The following is a 16,616-nucleotide window of genomic DNA, read 5'->3' on the forward strand; positions in this document are numbered from 1 at the left end:
CGTCCTCTCAACCGGCCGTGGGGAGCGCCTCCCGGCGCGCGAGCCCGATCAGGCTCGGCACCAGGGGACGCCAGTGGGCGCAGTAGGCGGTGATCGCGGCGAGGCCGGCAACCCCGTCGGCGGCCAGGTGGAGGGCCGGCGCCAGGCAGCACCCGCCGCGGTGGCGCAGCTCCGTCTCCAGCCATGCCGGGGCCTGCTCCGCCGAGTTCGGCCAGCCTCCGGTCACGACACCGAAGGCGGCGCGTCCGGCGAGCGGCCCGGCCGTGTCGAGCAGCCGGGTCGCAGCACGCCGCCACCCGGGGAACGCGGCCGTGATCGCGACGACGAGCACGTCCGACGCGGCCACCGCGCACCGGACCGCGTGGGGACCGGCGGCCGCCTCCGCGACCAGGACCCGCCGGTCACCGGGCAGGAACGCAGACGTCAGCGCCACGCCGAAGGCGGCGCCCGCCGTGCCGGGGCTCGCCCCGGCCGGGAGGTCATCCGGGTCCGGCACCAGCACCGACACCGTCGGAGAGCGTGACCCGTCGGATCGACGACCGTCATCCATCGAGCCCCAGCCCCTCCCCGATCACCTGCGCGGACTCCAGGCCGGCGTACTCGTCGGCCGTCATCCCGAGGAGCTCCGTCACGACGTACCGGTTGTGCTCGCCCAGCATCGGCGCCCTGCGCCGGTGCATGTCATAGCGGTCGCGGGAGAACCGCACGGGCCACCCGGCGACGACCGTCGTGCCCTCCACCGGGTGCCGGACCTCCTCGTAGAACTCCCGCGACGTGAACTGCGCCCGCTCCGGCTCGTGCGGCATCGCGACCCGGCCGACCGGGACCCCCGCAGTCCACAGCAGGTCCAGGATCTCGGCGACCGTGTGCTCCGCGCACCACGCCTCGAGCCGGGCATCGAGCTCCGCCTCGCGGCCCCTTCGTCCCGCGAAGGTCGCCAGGTCTGCTCCGCGCGCCCACTCCGGGCCGCCGAGGGCACCGACGAGAGCGGACCACTGCGCGTCCGTCTCGACCGAGATCGCGACCCGCGGGCCGCCGAGGTCGTCGAGCGGGTCCGACGTCCGGTAGAGATTCTGCGGTGCCGCGGCGGGCGAACGGTTCCCCGTCCGGTGGGCGAGGACGCCGTAGGCCGAGTACTCCACGACCTGCTCGGCGGCTACGTTGAGCGCGCTCGCCACCATGGGGACCTCGACCAGCATCCCCTCACCCGTCCGGTCGCGGACCGCCAGCGCGACCTGCAGCGCGAACGCCGCGTGCGCACCGGCGAGCGGATCGCACACCCCGCTCGGGACCTGTGGGGCCCCGTCCGGGAAGCCGGTCACCCACGCCATCCCGGAGGCCTGCTCCATGGTCTGGGCGAAACCCGTCCGGTCCCGCCACGGCCCGGCCAGCCCGAAGGCGGGCATCCGCACGACGATCAGGCCGGGGTTGGTCTGCCGGAGCACCTCGTGCCCCAGCCCCCACGCGTCGAGGACCCGTGGGCTGTAGTTCTCCACCAGCACGTCGCTGCGGTCGAGCAGGTCGACCAGCAGGTCGGGGCCGCGGGGCCGGTCGAGGCGCAGCCCGAACCCGAGCTTGTTGGTGTTGGTCGCGTGGAACAGCGGGGCGTACTCCCACCACCTCTCCTCGTCCAGCGACCGGGTGCTCAGCGTCCGCATCCCGTCCGGCCGGGCCGGTGACTCGACCTTGATGACCTCGGCGCCGTGCATCCCGAGGAACTGGGCCGCCGAGGGCCCCGCCCAGAAGGCGGTCAGCTCGACGACGCGCAGGTCGTCGAAGGGGAGCCGGCCGGACGGGGTCCGGTGGTGCGGCGCCGACGGACCAGGCCGGGCCTGTGTGGACCTGCGCACCCACTCGGCGGTGTGCTCGCCGAGTGCCGGGGGCGGGCCGAGTGGCGGCAGGCCGACCTTGCCGTGGAGCCGGTACGGCGTCGCGGGCTGCACGAACCCGCCGCGCGGGGTCTCGACGAACATCTGCTGGTCGGCGAAGTGGTCGATGGCGGGCACCGTGGCGCCCGTCCCCACCGGCGCGGCGGGCACCCGCAGGACGGCGGCCAGGTCGAGGACCTCCGCGGTCGTGCGGGTCGCGGCCCACGCGTCGATGTGGGCGGTCAGCTCGTCACGGCGCCGCTCGCGCTCCACGGCCGAGCCCAGCGACGCGTCGTCCATCCAGTCGACCCGCTCGACCAGCGCACAGAAGTCCAGCCACTGCTGGCCGGTCACGGTCATGAACCCGACCCAGCCGTCCGAGGTCGCGTGGATGCCCGGGAGCAGCGACACCGGGCGCGGGTCCCGGGCACTGCCGGCCTCGGCGAACCAGGTGACCGGGTGCATGTTGGTGAGGCTGACGGCGACCGAGTCGAGGACCGACGCGTCGAGGATCTGCCCGCCCGGTTCGATCCGCTGCCGGCGCCGGGAGGCGAGCAGCGCGGTCGCGGCGAAGGTGCCCGCGGCCCACTCCCCCACCCTGCCACCGACACTCACGGGCGGCTGCCCCGGCAGCCCACGCCAGCCGATCGCGCCGGCCCAGGCCTGCAGCGTGAACTCCGTCGCCGCCCGGCCGGCCCACGGTCCGTCGAGACCGAAGTGGGTCAGGGCCACCACGTCGAGGGCGGGGAAGCGCGCGTGCAGGGCGGTGGGGTGCAGCTCCGGGAGGTCCGCCAGCCTCGAGCCCGGCGACCAGACGACCGCGTCCACGCCCGCGACCAGGTCCAGCACCGACGCGAGGTCGGCGGGATCGGCGACCACGCTCTGCTTGCCGCAGGACAGGAACTGGAAGAGAGCACCGTCCTCGCCGGGCGGTGACACGGTGCCGGAGGCGGACCGCCGGCGCAGCCCGTCCCCCTCCGGCGGCTCCACCTTCACGACGACCGCGCCCGCCCCGGCGAGGAGCCGGGTGCAGTAGGCCCCGGCGATGCCGGTGGACAGGTCGGCGACGGTGTAGTCGTCCAACGGTGCCATGTCCGCCGGCACCGCGGCCGCGGTCACGAGGGCTCCGCGAACGTGACGGCGTAGGCGTCGAGGTCGTCGACGCGCGTCATCCGGTCGTACTCGACGACCGTGTACGGGCACTGCGTGACGACCCGTCCCGACGGTGCCCTGTAGTACCGGCTGCCCTCGACCTGCCAGGCCCGCACCGCCCCGATGTCCGCCTGCAGCTGCGCGTTGTAGCCGGTCACGATCTCGGGCCGGACCTCCAGCGCGTGCACGTCGTTCTTGAGCAGGTACGTCGTCTTGCCGACGATGTAGCGGGTCTGCGTCTCCAGCTTGTCGATGATGGACCCGCCGTTGGTGTTGGGGCCGTAGAGCATGAAGAGGTTGGGGAAGTCCTCCACGGTCATGCCCAGGTAGGCGTAGGCGCCGTCGGCCCACTTGTCGCGCAGTGCGACGCCGTCGCGGCCGGCCACGTCGACGACCGACAGGAACTTGTGTGCCAGATAGCCCGTCGCGAGGACGATGTGGTCGGTCGGGTGGTCCACACCGTCCGCGGTGCGGACCGCGGTGGGCGTGACCTCGACGATCGGGCTCGTCACGAGTGTGACGTCCGCCCGGTTGAACGCGTCGTAGAACTCCGAGGACAGCAGCGGTCGCTGGGCGCCGAGCCGGGCGGTCGGCCGCAGTGCCTCCCGGATCGCGGGATCGCGGACCGCCTCGAGGTTGCCGAGCGCAACGGCCGACTGCTCCGCGGTCTTCGCCTCGTTGTCCAGGTCGGCGAACAGATCGTCGAGCTCGCGGGCGGCCTTCGCGCGCCCTGCCTCGATCACGGACCGGTCCTCGCGGCGGTCGCGTCGCTGCTGCTCGGTGTAGAGCCCGTGCTCCTTCGGGAACACCCAGTTCGACGTGCGCTGGAAGACCGAGAGGTGGCCCGCGTGCGGGGCGATGGCCGGCACGACCTGGGTCGCGCTCGCGGCGGTCCCGATGACCGACACCCGCCGGCCGACGAGGAACCCGAGCTCGTCGTCCGGCCACTCGGCGGTGTGTGTGACCGGGCCGGCGAAGGTGTCGAGACCCGGGATTGCGGGCGGGACGAACTCGTTGAACATCCCGACGGCGCCGACCAGGACCCGTGCCGTCCACCGGCCACCCCCGGCGTCGACGAGGTTCCAGCGGCCGGCGTCGTCGTCCCAGCGGGCGGACACGACGTGGGTGTCGAGCCGGATCGTGTCCCGCACGCCGAACCGGTCGACCGCGGCCTCCATGTACTCGACGATCTCGGCGCGGGTGGCGAAGGGCCGAACCCACTCGTGGTCGAGGAAGAAGCTGAACGAGTACAGGTCGGTGGAGACGTCACAGGCGAGTCCGGGATAGCGGTTGTTGAACCAGGTCCCGCCCACGCCCGACGACCTCTCGAGGACCAGTACGTCGTCGATCCCGGCCTGCCGCAGCTGGATCGCCGTGCAGATCCCACCGGGGCCGGCACCGATGACGATCACGTCCGCATCGGCCTCGCCGTTGTCCGCTCCCACGAGGGCGCCTCCCGTTTCTCCAGATCGTTCCGTCACGCTACCGTTTCGGATTCAGCATCGTCAAGATTGGATCCTACTTACGACTTCGTCCCGGACGGTCCGGCGGAGCAGCTTCCCGGTGTCCGTGTACGGCAGCGCATCCCGGAAGACGACGACAGCGGGCGCGCACGTCGACCGCAGCAGCGCCCGGACGTGGTCGCGCAGGTCGTCGACGGTCGGCTCCGTCCCGGGTTCGAGCACCACCGCCGCCGCGACGGCCTCCCCCCACTCCGGATCAGGGATGCCGAAGACGGCGACGTCGGCGACGTCGGGATGCTCGAGCATCGCGGCCTCGACCTCGCCGGGCGAGAGGTTCTCACCGCCCCGGACGATCACGTCGTCGAGGCGACCGAAGACGTAGAGATACCCGGCCCCGTCGAGCATCCCCGCGTCCCTGGTGGGGAACCAGCCATCGGCCCGGGTGGCCCGATGCCCGACGTACTCGCCCGACACCTGCTCGCCACGCACCCAGATCTCGCCGCGCTCCCCCGCCCGCAGCTCCTCGCCCAGCGAGCCACGGATGCTCACGTCGAGGCCCGGCAGCGGCCGGCCGACCGATCCCAGCCGGGCCCGGACCTGTGGGTCCGGCGAGGCCAGGGCCTCCCGATGGTCGTCCGGCCCCAGCACCGCGACGGTGCTCGAGGTCTCGGTGAGCCCGTAGGCGTTGACGAACCCGACGCCGGGGAAGGCGTCGAGGGCCCGTTGGATCACCGGGAGCGGCATCGGTCCGCCGCCGTAGGACAGGGACCGCAGAGTGGGCAGACCCGCGCCGTCGAGCTCGTCGAGGATCCGGGCGAGCATCGTGGGCACGACCATCGCGTGGGTGATCCCCTCGCGCCGGGCGAGATCGGCCCAGACCCCGGCGTCGAAGGACTCCAGGCGCACCACCCGCCTGCCCGCGAACAGGTTCGACAGCACCGCCGAGACGCCCGCGACGTGGTAGGGCGGGACTCCGACGAGGGCCGCCTCGTCCGGCTCCGCACCCGCGAACTCGACGGTGGAGACGATGTAGGACACGAGGTTGTGGTGACGCAGGATCGCCGCTTTCGGTTCACCGGAGGTCCCGCTGGTGAACAGCAGCACGGCGACGGCGTCCGGGTCGGAGGGCGGTTCGGCGACGGGTGCCACCGCCACGTCCGCGGCCATCGCGAGCAGCTCCCCGCGGGACAGCAGCGTGATGCCCGCGATCGTCCCGAGCCGCTCGGCGACGGAGTCGTCACCCACCACGACGGTGGCGGGAGCCAGACGCTCGACGACCGCCCGCAGCCGGTCGTCGGCCAGCCGGTAGTTGAGCGGGGCGAACGGCACGCCCGCGTACGCCGCGCCGAGCAGGGCCAACGGGACCGCGTCGGAGTTGAGGTCGATCATCCCCAACCGTTCGACGGACCTGCTCGCGAGCACCCTGCCGATCCGCCGCGCCCGCAGGTCCAGCTCGGAGAAGCTGAGTCCGTCCGCGAGCCCTCCCGCGGCGATCCTGTCCCCCATCCCGTCGGCAGCCATCGTCGAGAGCATCGAGATGTTCATGGCGAACCGTGAGCGCTTGATGTATCCATATCTCTCAGATTAGGATCCTATTCACGAGAAGTCGAGCGGCAGGGAGGCGCGACCGTGTTTGCAACAACGGGTGTCGAGCCCTCAGCTGCGATCCGACACGGCGTAGACTGGATCCATGATGGCCGAGGTGACAGCCACCGAGAGCACGCCTTCCCCCGTCTCGACGCCGCGTCGCGCCGACGAGCGCGACCTCGTCGACTCACTGGTTACGGTGCTGCAGGAGCGGATCAACGCCGGCGAGATCCCTGCCGGGTCATGGCTCCGGCAGGAGGCTCTGGCGAAGGAGCTCGGCGTCAGCCGGATGCCAGTCCGGGAAGCGCTGCGCGAGCTCCAGGCGAGGGGCAGCGTCGAGCTCATCGCCAACCGCGGTGCCCGGGTACGGCTGCCCTCGACCCGGGACATCATCGAGGTCTACGAGCTCCACGGCCTGCTGCAGGGACATGCCGGGGAGGCCGCCGCCGAGCTGATCACCTCGCAGCAGCTCGACCGGCTCTCGGCGGCGGAGAGACTGTTCCGCCAGGCGGTCGAGGACCTTCGCACGTCCGACGGCGACACCACCACGGCGCAGCGCCACTGGCACGAGGCGAACACCGAGTTCCATGCGGTGATCATCGAGGCCGGCGGCAACAAGCACCTGGCGGAGATGTACGAGAACCTGCACCACAAGGTGCCGCGCAACCTCACCTGGATCGCACTGGGCAACGACGTGCGCAGGCTCGAGAAGGACGCGGCGGAACACGCCGGAATCCTCGACGCGATCGGCCGTGGGGACTCCGCGGCCACCCGCACCCTGCTGACCGAGCACGTCAAGCGGGCCAGCGACCTGCTCGTCCGCACCGTGGACGAGATCGGACAGGACAGTCCCACGCGGCGGAGGTGACCGCTGGTGGTCGCCGCCGCACTCCCCCTCGGAGAGGCGAGTCATGACCACACCCCCTTTACGTCCCGGCCTCCGGCTCCGCAGCCGGACCTGCACGGCCGAGGTAGTCGTCGTCCGCCCTGGATCCGGTACGAGCGTCCTGGAATGCGGCGGTGAACCGATGACCCCGGACGACATCGCCGCCCCTACGATCACGGCCGACGGGCCCGGTCTGCTCCTCGGCAAGCGCTACACCGACGAGTCACGCACGCTCGAGGTTCTGGTCACCAAGGCCGGTGCCGGCCCGCTGAGCGTCGGCGGCGCGGTGCTGACCGTCAAGGCCGCCAAGCCGCTGCCGGCATCGGACTGAGTCCGCGGCGCCTCGCACTAGGATCGGCGTTCCGCACCACCAGCCGGGGGACGACCGATGACGAAGATCCGCAACAAGGAACAGCTCGTCGAGGCCGCGGCCAGGGTGTTCGAGGAGAAGGGCTACGCCGCCACGCGGATCGAGGACATCGCGGCCGAGCTCGGCGTCATGCAGGGCAGTCTCTACTACCACGTGGGCAGCAAGGCGGCGCTGCACCGCCTTGTGGTGCAGCATCACCTCCGCCTCCTGGTCGCCGGGCTCACCGCGATCGTCGAGGGCCCCGCAGAACCCGCGGAGAAGCTGCGGCTGGCGATCCTCGGCCACCTCACGCACGTGGAGCAGCACCTGCTCGAGGCCTCGGGATGGTTCAGCGACCCCACAAGCTCGGCGGACATCACCGAGCAGGAGACCGCCGAGCACCGGGACATGGTGCTGCGCTATCGCGCGTGCTGGGCGCGGATCGTGGAGGAAGGCATCGCCCGTCGCGAGATCGCCGCGGACACCGATGCGACGGCAGTGGCGATCTCGCTCGTCAGCATGTGCGACTACGTGTCGTACTGGTTCCGCCGCGACGGCGACAAGCGCATCGAGGAGATCGCCGCACTGCAGCACCAGATCGTCTGGTCCGGGATCGCCGCCCAGCACGCCGGCTGACGCGCGGCGTCCGGTTATCGAGGACGATTCGGTTCCGCGGCTATGCTTGCCCGATCGCCATCGGGGCGGGGCAGGGGCGGATGCGGGACATGACCAAGATTCGCAGCCGGCAGCAGGTCGTCGACGCCGCCGCGAAGGTGTTCGCGGAGAAGGGCTACGACAGCGCCCGCATCGAGGACATCGCGAAGGAGCTCGGCGTCCTGCAGGGCAGCCTCTACTACCACGTCAGCAGCAAGGCGGCGCTGCTCCGGCTCGTGACCCGCCAGCAGTTCACCGAGGTCGTGGTGAAGCTGGAGAAGCTCGTGGCCGGCCGCGAGGCTCCCCGCGAGAAGCTCAAGAAGGCCGTTCGCGCGCAGCAGCGCTACGTCGACCAGCACCGTACGTCCTCCCCACGCTGGTTCACCGAGGCCGACGACCCGCGACGCACCGAGATCGAGGCCGAGGAGGACGCCAGGCTGCTCGCCCGCTACCGCGAGGCCTGGAAGTCGATCCTCGAGGACGGCATCGCCGCGGGTGACATCTCCTCGTCGATCGACCCCACCGTCACCGTGCTGACCCTGCTGGGCATGTGCATCTCCCCCGCCGCCTGGCCCCCGCCGGGACCCGGCCGCTCGCCCGGCACGATGGCCGCGATCCAGCTCGACATCGTGTGGTCGGGTCTCGCGAACGGAGCGGCCGCCGCGGTCCCGGAGCAGCCCGGACCCACCTGATCCCGCGGTGGCGCGCAGGTGGCGGGGACGTGGCGGCAGCGTGCCCGCAGAGTCGGCTCCGGAGTCCTTGACCCGGAACGTGTCGCGTGCCATATTTCGAAGGCGATTCGAATTTCTGGGTGGTAGGGCAACTCACGAGACAGGTCCGCCGACCCGTTCGACCCCCGTTCGGCACTGCCCCGAGCGGACCGCCGCCGCCGCCCTCGTGGCGGACGCGCGCCGCGTCCCCTCGTCCCGCCCGCAGACGCGGGCCGGACGTCATCCGTCGAGAGGATCAGCATGTCCAGCCCCGGTCTCTCCTCCCCGCACGACCCACAGGCCGAACCGGACGCAGTCCCCGCCACGACGGTGGACGGCACGGAGCCCCAGGGGTCGTTCGTCACGCTCGCGCTGCTCGTCCTCGGCGTCTTCTCCTATCTGACGATGGAGATGATGGTCGCGCCGATCGTCCCCTTCGTGCAGCAGGAACTCGGGATCTCCGCGTCCCAGAGCGCCTGGATGCTCACCGGGCTGCTCGTCGTCGGCGCGGTGTGCCTCCCGCTCGCGACCCGCTACGCCGACATCGCCGACAAGAAGAAGGTCTTCCTCGTCGTCCTCGGGCTCGCCGGGATCGGCGCGGTCGTCGCCGCCGTCGCCACGACCGCTCCGCTGCTGATCGCCGGCCAGATGCTCCAGGGCGTCGGTGTGGCCGTGGTGCCGATCGCCATCGGCATCATGCGCGACAGCCAGCCACTCGACCGGGCGCGCACCGCGAACACGATCTTCGTGATCAGCGGCGGCCTGGGTGCCGCGGTCGCCTACGTCGCCGTGGGCCCGATCGTCACCCACCTCCACTACTCCTACATCTACTGGTTCCCGACGATCGTGATCGCCGCGGTCGTGGTGATCGGTCTGCGTGCCCTTCCGGCCTGCCCCCCGATCGCCGGTGGCAAGGTCGACTGGACCGGTGCGGTGATCCTCGGCGCGGCGCTGGTCGCACTGCTGCTCGGGCTGACCTTCCCCACCACCTCGGGCTGGGGCTCCCCCCTCGTGCTGGGGCTGCTCGCCCTCACGGTGCTCCTGCTCGCGGTGTTCGTGATGGTCGAGCGCCGGCACGACTCTCCACTGGTCGACCTGCACGGGTTGGCCGAGCGCGAGATCCGCGGTGTCATGTCGATCAACTTCGCCCACGCGATCGCCACCTTCGTGATGTACGTGATCCTCCCGACCCTCGCCCTGCTGCCGATCGCGATCGGCTACGGCATGGGTGGCGACGCCTCGACCGCCGGTCTCATCCTGCTGCCCTACGCCCTGCTCGTCGTGGTCGCCGGGCCGACCGCACAACGTCTCGAGCCGATTCTGGGCCGCCGTGGCAACATGATTCTCGGCGCGGTCTTCATCATGGCCGCCGGTCTGGTCCTGCTCCCGATCGGCAGCGCGCCCTGGACGCCGTACCTGTGCTCGGCGCTGATGGGTCTCGGTCTGGGGATCGGGTTCACCCAGTCCCTCAACACGATCGTCCGCGTGGTGCCCGCCGAACGGGTCGCCAGCGCCAGCGGTGCTGTGTATGTCGTCCGGTCCGTCGGTGGCGTACTGGGCGGTCAGATCGCCGCGGCGATCATCTCGGCCGGCCTGACCGCGCAGGGTGCGCCGTCCTGGGGCGCGATCCTCGCCACCATTCTGCTCATCGTCGCCCTCGGCGTCGTGAGTGTGGGCCTGAGCTACCTGCTGGCGGGCCGGCGGTCCGCGACCACCGCGCAGGCCACCCTGTCGCCCGCCCAGGCCTGACCTCCTCCCGAAGGGACCTGTCGTGCAGGTTGGAGTGCTGTTCTACGTCACCGGGTACACCATCGACCCGATGACGCTGGGCCGGGCCGTCGAGGCCGCGGGGTTCGACTCGGTCTGGCTGCCCGACCACCCGGCACTGCCGGTGAAGACCGATCTGCCGTTCCCGATGACGGGCGGCGACTTCCCCCGGCTCTACGGCGAGATGGCCGATCCGTTCGTGACCATGGGTTTCCTCGCCGCGGCGACGACCACGCTCAAGGTGGCGACCGGTGTGTGCGTGGTGCCCGGGCGTCACCCGCTCAACCTCGCCAAGGCGGCGAGCACCGTCGACAACTTCTCCGACGGACGCCTGCTGCTCGGCATCGGCGTCGGCTACATGCGCGAGGAGATCGAGCTGTTCGGCGTCGACTTCGACACGCGATGGAGCTACACCCGTGAGTCGATCGAGTTCTGCCGCAGGCTCTGGAAGGACGGCCAGGCCGCCTACGACGGCAAGCTCCTGCACTACCCCGAGGTGATCGTCGACCCGCTCCCGGCGCAGCGGCCGGGCCCGCCGATCGTCATCGGTGGCATGAACACCGAGTACACCTACCGGCGCATCGCACGCTGGGGCGACGGCTGGCTGGCCACGCTCCCCTCACCCGAGCAGATCGCCGAGGGGCGCAAAGCGATCACCGCCGAGTGCGAGGCGATCGGGCGGGACCCGGCCGAGATCGAGATCTCGGTCCTCACCCACGAGGCGGACCCCGCTCTGCAGGAGGCCTATGCCGAAGCGGGCGCCGACCGGCTCGTGGTGATGCTCTACAACCACCCCGGCCGTGCCGTGACCCCGGACCAGTGGCTGGAGGTCAGTGCCGCCGCCGCGACCTCCCCCGCCCCCACCGCCGACGAGACCCTGCGCGCGCTCGATCTCATCCGCGCCCGCGCACAGCTCTGACCAGCACGACGAGAGGACGGCCCCACGATGGCCAAGGACTTCCTGAAGGACGTGCTGCAGAAGCACGTCGCCGAGGGTTCGGACAACACGATCTGGTGGGACGAGGAGCGGATCCCGCTCCACACGATCGACCAACGTGTCACCGACGTGATGAGCCTGAAGGGCCGCAAGGCGGTCGTGACCGGCGGCGCCGGGATCAACCTGGGTCAGGCGGTCGTCAACCGGCTGGCCGGCCTGGGGGCGGACGTCGCGATCGTCGACATGGAACCCGCCGCGGCCGCTGCCCTGCAGGAGTCGTGGGGCCGCAAGCCCGGCCCGTCGGCCGAGGAGCTGGCCAAGACCGTCTCCGACAGGTGGGGCGTCGAGGCCGTCGGGATCTACGGCGACGCGCTCGACCCCGCCGGTATCCGCACGATCCTGGCCGAGGCGAGCGACCGGCTGGGCCGGATCGACATCCTGGTCAACAGCGCGGTGGCGACCTACGTGGGAGACCTCGCCACGGTGACCCCCGAGCAGATCGACGCCGCGATCGCGGGCACCCTCGCCGCGCCGATCCACTCCTGCCGGGCGGCGCTCGACCACATGATCCCGCAGGGCTACGGCCGGATCGTCAACATCGGGTCGGAGGCATCCCGCACGGTCCTCCCCAGCCTCGGCCTCTACGGCACGCTCAAGGCCGGCGTCGCCGCGTTCACCAGCCACCTCGGCAAGGAGGTGGCCCGCCACGGAGTGTTCGTCAACGGGGTCAACGCGGGCAGCATGTGGGGCCCCGACCGGGAGCTGCTCCCCGACACGTGGGAGACCCTCTACGACCACGGCCGCACGGCGATCCAGCGCTACCAGCTGCCCGAGGAGGTCGCCAACATGGTGGCGTTCCTGGCGTCGGACGCGGCCAGCTCCATCGTGGGGACGACCGTCGACGTCGGGGGCGGGATGTCGCTGTGACGGTGCCGGGGCAGACCCTCGAAGAACCCCGGGGTGCGGAGCTGACCCCGGGGCATCTCACCGCGCTGCACCAGCGGATCTGGGACGAACGGGCCGAGACCGCGGGCCTGCGGCTCGTGGTCCCGCCGTGCCCGTACAGCGCGGCCGAGCTGGCGGAGCTGGAGAAGGCGGGGCGCCGGGTGGGTTACCTCCCGCCGGAGGCCGCCACGCGCGCCACCCGGCACGTGCTCGGCACGATCTTCCCCTCGATGGGCTGCTACAGCCTGCAGCCGGACAACGAGGTGGAGAACCTCGTGAGCCGGGCGGGCTGGTTCGACTACGAGACCGCGATCGACGCCCCGTACGCGGGGACCGACGAGGCCGAGCTGCTCGAGCAGGTGCGGGCCGCGGGTCGTGACCTGCTCAGCATGAACCAGTACATCGTCGCCGCGCAGGACAGCAGGCTGTTCACCGGTCGCTACCTCGACGAGCGCCGGACCTGGCCCCGCATCGGGATCCGGGTCAGCGGGCGCATCGTGTGCGCGCGCTTCGACGGCGACGAGATGGCCGAAGGGCTGGGCGACGAACCACCGGTACCGGGCTCGTTGCTGACGGGCTACGACCTGCATCCGGACTTCCGCGCGCCCTACACCGGCGGGCGCTCCGCCGGCGTCGCCCGCAGCGGGCGCGGGGTCGAGGTCGAGCCGGAACCACGCGCCCCGCAGCGGGGCGTCCACCCCTCCCAGGAGGGCGAGCTCGACCTCGACGCGGAGTGGCGGCGCCAGGTCGACGGGCTCGTGGAAGCCGGCTTCGCCGGTGAGCTCGGGATGGGCCCCGAGGAGTACGCGGCCTCGCTCCCCCGGTTCGCGCCGCAGCCGCCGGAGTACCGGGGGCGGTTCGACGCACCTGTCGTCGTCGAGACCCGGATCGCGTGGGAGCGACAGTACGAGCTGCTCGGGATCCGGGTGTCGCCGTTCATGGCGTTGTTCCCCGACGCCGTGCCGTGGCACCCGGACTCCGCGCACCGGGACCGGCCGTACGCGGCGTGGTTCACCCGGTGGGGACAGCGGTTCGAGGGCCCGACGTCGCCCGACGACGCCCGCGCGGACCTGCGTCCCGACGAGGTGGGCGCGAACCTGCAGGAGGGCAGTGCCGTGCTGCACGCCCATCCCGCACTCAACGACGCGGCCCGGTTCTTCGACCTCGTCGGCTTCGTGTTCCCCGCGACCGAGATCGGTGGTGGGCTGCCGTTCGAGACGATCGATCGCACGCCGGGGATCTGCCGCTGGCGCGGGCGTCCCGAGTTCGCCGCCAACCTGTACCCGTTGGCGTTCAGCGTGTTCCGGCCGCTCGTCCGGGGCCGGGCGGTCACCACATGACCACCCGGACCAGCCCGTCGATCTGCCGGGTCTGCATGAACTTCTGCCCGGTCGACGTCGAGATCGAGGACGGTGTCGTCCGGAGGGTCTCGGGCGACCGGACCAACCCGATCTACCGCGGCTACACGTGCGTGAAGGGCCGCACCCAGGGGACGCGGTACAGCAGCCCGTCCCGGCTGCTCCACTCCCTGCAGCGCCGCCCGGACGGCACCTTCGCGCCGATCCCGACGGACGAGGCGATCGGTGCGATCGCCGAGAAGCTCACGGGCATCGTCGACCGGTTCGGCCCGAGGGCCGTCGCCCTCTTCGGCGGCACGTACATGGCCATGGACAGCCCGGTCAACCTCTCGATGATCGACGCCTTCATGACGGCCGTCGGCTCTCCGCTCACGTTCACCACCAGCACGATCGACCAGCCGGGCAAGCCGCTGGCCAAGGGCTTCCACGGAGCCTGGATGGCCCCGAGCCAGGCCTTCGACGACCCCGACGTTGCCCTGCTCGTCGGCAACAACCCGTTCGTCAGCCACCAGGGCCGCAACGGCGCTCCCGCGGACTTCTTCCGCGGCCTCGCCGACCGCGGGGGGCGGCTGATCGTGATCGACCCGCGCCGCACGGAGACGGCCAAGCGGGCCACCCTGCACCTGCGGCCGCGCCCGGGCGAGGACGCGACGCTGCTGGCCGGGATGCTCCGGGTGATCCTCGCCGAGGAGCTCCACGACGCGGAGTTCGTGGCGGAGAACGTCACCGGGGTCGACGCGTTGCGCGCGGCGGTGGCGCCCTTCACCCTCGAGCACGTCGCGGCGCGCGCGGACGTCGCCGCCGAGGACGTCGTGGCCGCGGCCCGGATCTTCGGCAGCGCCGGCAAGGGCTACGCCGCAGCGGGAACCGGGCCGAACATGTCGGCGAAGGGGACCCTCGTCGAGTACCTCCTGCTGTGCCTGGACACCCTCTGCGGGCACTGGATGCGCGCAGGTGACCACGTGCGCAACGCGCTGTCGCTCGTCCCCGCCGCCATCCAGCCCGACAAGGCCCAGGCGCTCCCGCCCTTCCCGGCATACGGCTACGGCGAGCAGCTCCGCGTCCGCGGCCTGACCATGACCGCTGCGGGCCTGCCCACCGCCGCGATGGCGGACGAGATCCTGCTGCCGGGCGAGGGCCAGGTCCGGGCAGTCGTCAGCGTGGGTGGGAACCCTGCGGCCTGCGTGCCGGACCAGCTGAAGATGGTCGAGGCCCTGCGCTCGCTCGACCTGCTGGTACAGGTGGACATCCAGATGTCGCCGACGGCAGCCCTCGCCGACTACGTCATCGCGTCCACCCTGCCCTTCGAGATGCCGGGCACGAACCTCATGGTCGATTTCCTGCCGCTGTACGCCAACGGCGTCGGGCTGTCCGAGTCCTGGGCGCACTACACACCGGCCGTCGTCGACCCGCCCGACGGGTCGGACGTGATCGAGCAGTGGCGGTTCCTGCACCGGCTCGCGGGCCGGATGGGGCTGCATCTGGGCCTCTACCCCGCGCTCGGCGAGGTGATCCACATCGAGGGCAGCGTGCCGCTGCAGCTGGACATGACGCGCGACCCCGACGTCGACGAGCTGTTCGAGCACATCCACACCGGGTCCCGCATCCCGTTCGCGGAGGTCAGGAAGCACCCGCGGGGCGCGCTGTTCCCGGACCCGCCCGTGCACGTGCGGCCCCGGGATCCCGGCTGGGAGGGACGGCTCGACGTCGGCAACGAGGTCATGCTGACCGACCTGCGCGACGAGCTGACCGCGCCGCTGCCCGACGGATACCCGTTCCGGCTGATCTCGCGGCGCCTGATGCACGTCATGAACGCCCCCACGTTCGCCGCGCCCGAGAGCCGGCCCCGCCACAACCCGGCGTTCATGAACCCGGGAGACCTCGCCGGCCTCGGCGTCGAGACCGGTGACGTCGTCGAGATCCGGTCGGCCCGGGCCGCGATCCTGGCCGTGGCCGAGGCCGACGACACCGTCCGCCCCGGCACTGTGTCGATCAGCCACGCCTTCGGCGGCCTGCCCGGCGTGGCGGAGGACGTGCGGGAGCTCGGCTCGAACCCGGGCCGGCTCGTCGCCGACGACGGCGTCCACGACAGGTTCTCGGGCCAGCCGCGGATGAGCAACGTCCCCGTCCGGATCGGACCCGCGCCCGTGGACGCGCGCTGAGCACGGTGGGTCCCGGTCCGCTCAGGTCCGGGGCCCGCCCGCCACGTAGAGGACCTGGCCGGACACGAAGCCCGAGCGTTCGTCGACGAAGTAGGACACGGCCTGCGCGATGTCGTCGGGCCCGCCCGCGCGCCCGACGGGGATCTCCGCCACCCGCTGGGCCAGGTACTCGTCCCAGGGCACGCCGATGCGCTCCGCGGTCGCCCGCGTCATGTCGCTGACCACGAATCCCGGTGCGATGCAGTTGACCGTGATCCCGAAACGGCCCAGCTCGAAGGCCAGCGTCTTGGTGAAGCCCTGCAGGCCGGCCTTCGCCGCGGCGTAGTTGGCCTGGCCGCGCTTGCCCAGTGCCGAGGTCGACGACAGGTTCACGATCCGGCCCCATCCCGCCTCGACCATGTGCCGCTGCACCGCCCTGGAGACGAGGAACGACCCCCGCAGGTGCACTCCCACGACCGCGTCCCAGTCGGCCTCGGTCATCCGGAACAGCAGGTTGTCCCGAGTGATGCCGGCGTTGTTGACCAGCACCGTCGGCGGACCCAGCTCGGCGGCGACGCGGTCGACGGCGACCTGCACTGCCTCCGCGTCCGCGACGTCGGCGGCCACCGCGATCGCGGTCCGGCCTTGCGCGAGCACGGCGTCGGCGGTGGCCTTCGCGGCACTCTCCTCCAGGTCGAGGACGGCGACGGCGAAGCCGTCCATGGCGAGGCGCCGCGCGGTGGCGGCGCCGATCCCCCGGGCTGCGCCGGTGACGATCGCGACGCGTGACTCGGACATC

General features: G+C 71.8%; 14 protein-coding genes. 9 read left to right on the forward strand and 5 right to left on the reverse strand.

All coding sequences use genetic code 11. The features are described from left to right. Nucleotides 1–7 precede the first annotated feature (7 nt). Genes TOK_RS32285 through TOK_RS02780 form a run of 4 tightly spaced genes read right to left on the reverse strand, consistent with a single transcriptional unit; the run spans nt 8 to nt 6,028 of the window. Nucleotides 8–496, reverse strand: a complete 489-nt coding sequence (locus tag TOK_RS32285; RefSeq protein ID WP_172457368.1) for a hypothetical protein — start codon at nt 494–496, stop codon at nt 8–10. A gap of 46 nt (nt 497–542) precedes the next feature. Continuing rightward, nucleotides 543–2,987: a CaiB/BaiF CoA-transferase family protein gene (locus tag TOK_RS02770; protein ID WP_216361826.1), complete on the reverse strand. Its 2,445-nt coding sequence runs from the start codon at nt 2,985–2,987 to the stop codon at nt 543–545. Further along, entirely contained in the window at nt 2,984–4,465 is a 1,482-nt protein-coding gene (locus TOK_RS02775) for an NAD(P)/FAD-dependent oxidoreductase (RefSeq protein ID WP_098956171.1), read from the reverse strand. Before TOK_RS02775 ends, TOK_RS02770 begins: the two co-directional genes overlap by 4 nt. 60 nt (nt 4,466–4,525) lie before the next feature. After that, complete coding sequence (locus TOK_RS02780) at nt 4,526–6,028, reverse strand: class I adenylate-forming enzyme family protein (RefSeq protein ID WP_098956172.1); 1,503 nt, start codon at nt 6,026–6,028, stop codon at nt 4,526–4,528. 148 nt (nt 6,029–6,176) lie between these two features. On the opposite strand from TOK_RS02780, the gene TOK_RS02785 reads away from it, so the two are divergent. From TOK_RS02785 to TOK_RS02825, 9 genes are all read left to right on the forward strand, one after another. Continuing rightward, nucleotides 6,177–6,938 carry a GntR family transcriptional regulator gene (locus tag TOK_RS02785; protein ID WP_098956173.1) on the forward strand — a complete coding sequence of 254 codons (762 nt, stop codon included), beginning with the start codon at nt 6,177–6,179 and terminating at the stop codon, nt 6,936–6,938. 160 nt (nt 6,939–7,098) lie between these two features. Further along, nucleotides 7,099–7,287 (forward strand): hypothetical protein, encoded by a 189-nt coding sequence (locus tag TOK_RS33720; protein ID WP_253258138.1) that lies wholly within the window; start codon nt 7,099–7,101, stop codon nt 7,285–7,287. Between the two features lie 57 nt (nt 7,288–7,344). Further along, a complete protein-coding gene (locus TOK_RS02795; RefSeq protein ID WP_098956175.1) occupies nt 7,345–7,941 on the forward strand; it encodes a TetR/AcrR family transcriptional regulator in 597 nt (198 codons plus the stop codon). Nucleotides 7,942–8,030: 89 nt separating this feature from the next. Then, on the forward strand, nt 8,031–8,651 hold the full coding sequence (locus TOK_RS32290; RefSeq protein ID WP_172457369.1) for a TetR/AcrR family transcriptional regulator: 621 nt from the start codon (nt 8,031–8,033) through the stop codon (nt 8,649–8,651). 279 nt (nt 8,652–8,930) lie between these two features. Further along, the gene (locus tag TOK_RS02805; protein WP_098956177.1) at nt 8,931–10,418 is read left to right on the forward strand and encodes an MFS transporter; all 1,488 of its coding nucleotides are present in this window, start codon (nt 8,931–8,933) and stop codon (nt 10,416–10,418) included. Nucleotides 10,419–10,440: 22 nt separating this feature from the next. Then, entirely contained in the window at nt 10,441–11,355 is a 915-nt protein-coding gene (locus TOK_RS02810; protein ID WP_098956178.1) for an LLM class F420-dependent oxidoreductase, read from the forward strand. Nucleotides 11,356–11,382: 27 nt separating this feature from the next. After that, nucleotides 11,383–12,300: an SDR family NAD(P)-dependent oxidoreductase gene (locus tag TOK_RS02815; protein ID WP_098956179.1), complete on the forward strand. Its 918-nt coding sequence runs from the start codon at nt 11,383–11,385 to the stop codon at nt 12,298–12,300. Continuing rightward, nucleotides 12,297–13,658 carry a hypothetical protein gene (locus TOK_RS02820; RefSeq protein WP_098956180.1) on the forward strand — a complete coding sequence of 454 codons (1,362 nt, stop codon included), beginning with the start codon at nt 12,297–12,299 and terminating at the stop codon, nt 13,656–13,658. The genes TOK_RS02815 and TOK_RS02820 overlap by 4 nt, the downstream gene beginning before the upstream one ends. Then, nucleotides 13,655–15,838 carry a molybdopterin-dependent oxidoreductase gene (locus TOK_RS02825; protein WP_098956181.1) on the forward strand — a complete coding sequence of 728 codons (2,184 nt, stop codon included), beginning with the start codon at nt 13,655–13,657 and terminating at the stop codon, nt 15,836–15,838. Before TOK_RS02820 ends, TOK_RS02825 begins: the two co-directional genes overlap by 4 nt. Nucleotides 15,839–15,859: 21 nt before the next feature. Here the strand turns inward: TOK_RS02825 and fabG are convergent, their stop codons facing one another. Beyond that, nucleotides 15,860–16,615 (reverse strand): 3-oxoacyl-ACP reductase FabG, encoded by a 756-nt coding sequence (gene fabG, locus TOK_RS02830; RefSeq protein WP_098956182.1) that lies wholly within the window; start codon nt 16,613–16,615, stop codon nt 15,860–15,862. Nucleotide 16,616 lies beyond the last annotated feature (1 nt).

The organism is Pseudonocardia sp. N23 (assembly GCF_002583555.1).
Lineage (GTDB): Bacteria > Actinomycetota > Actinomycetes > Mycobacteriales > Pseudonocardiaceae > Pseudonocardia.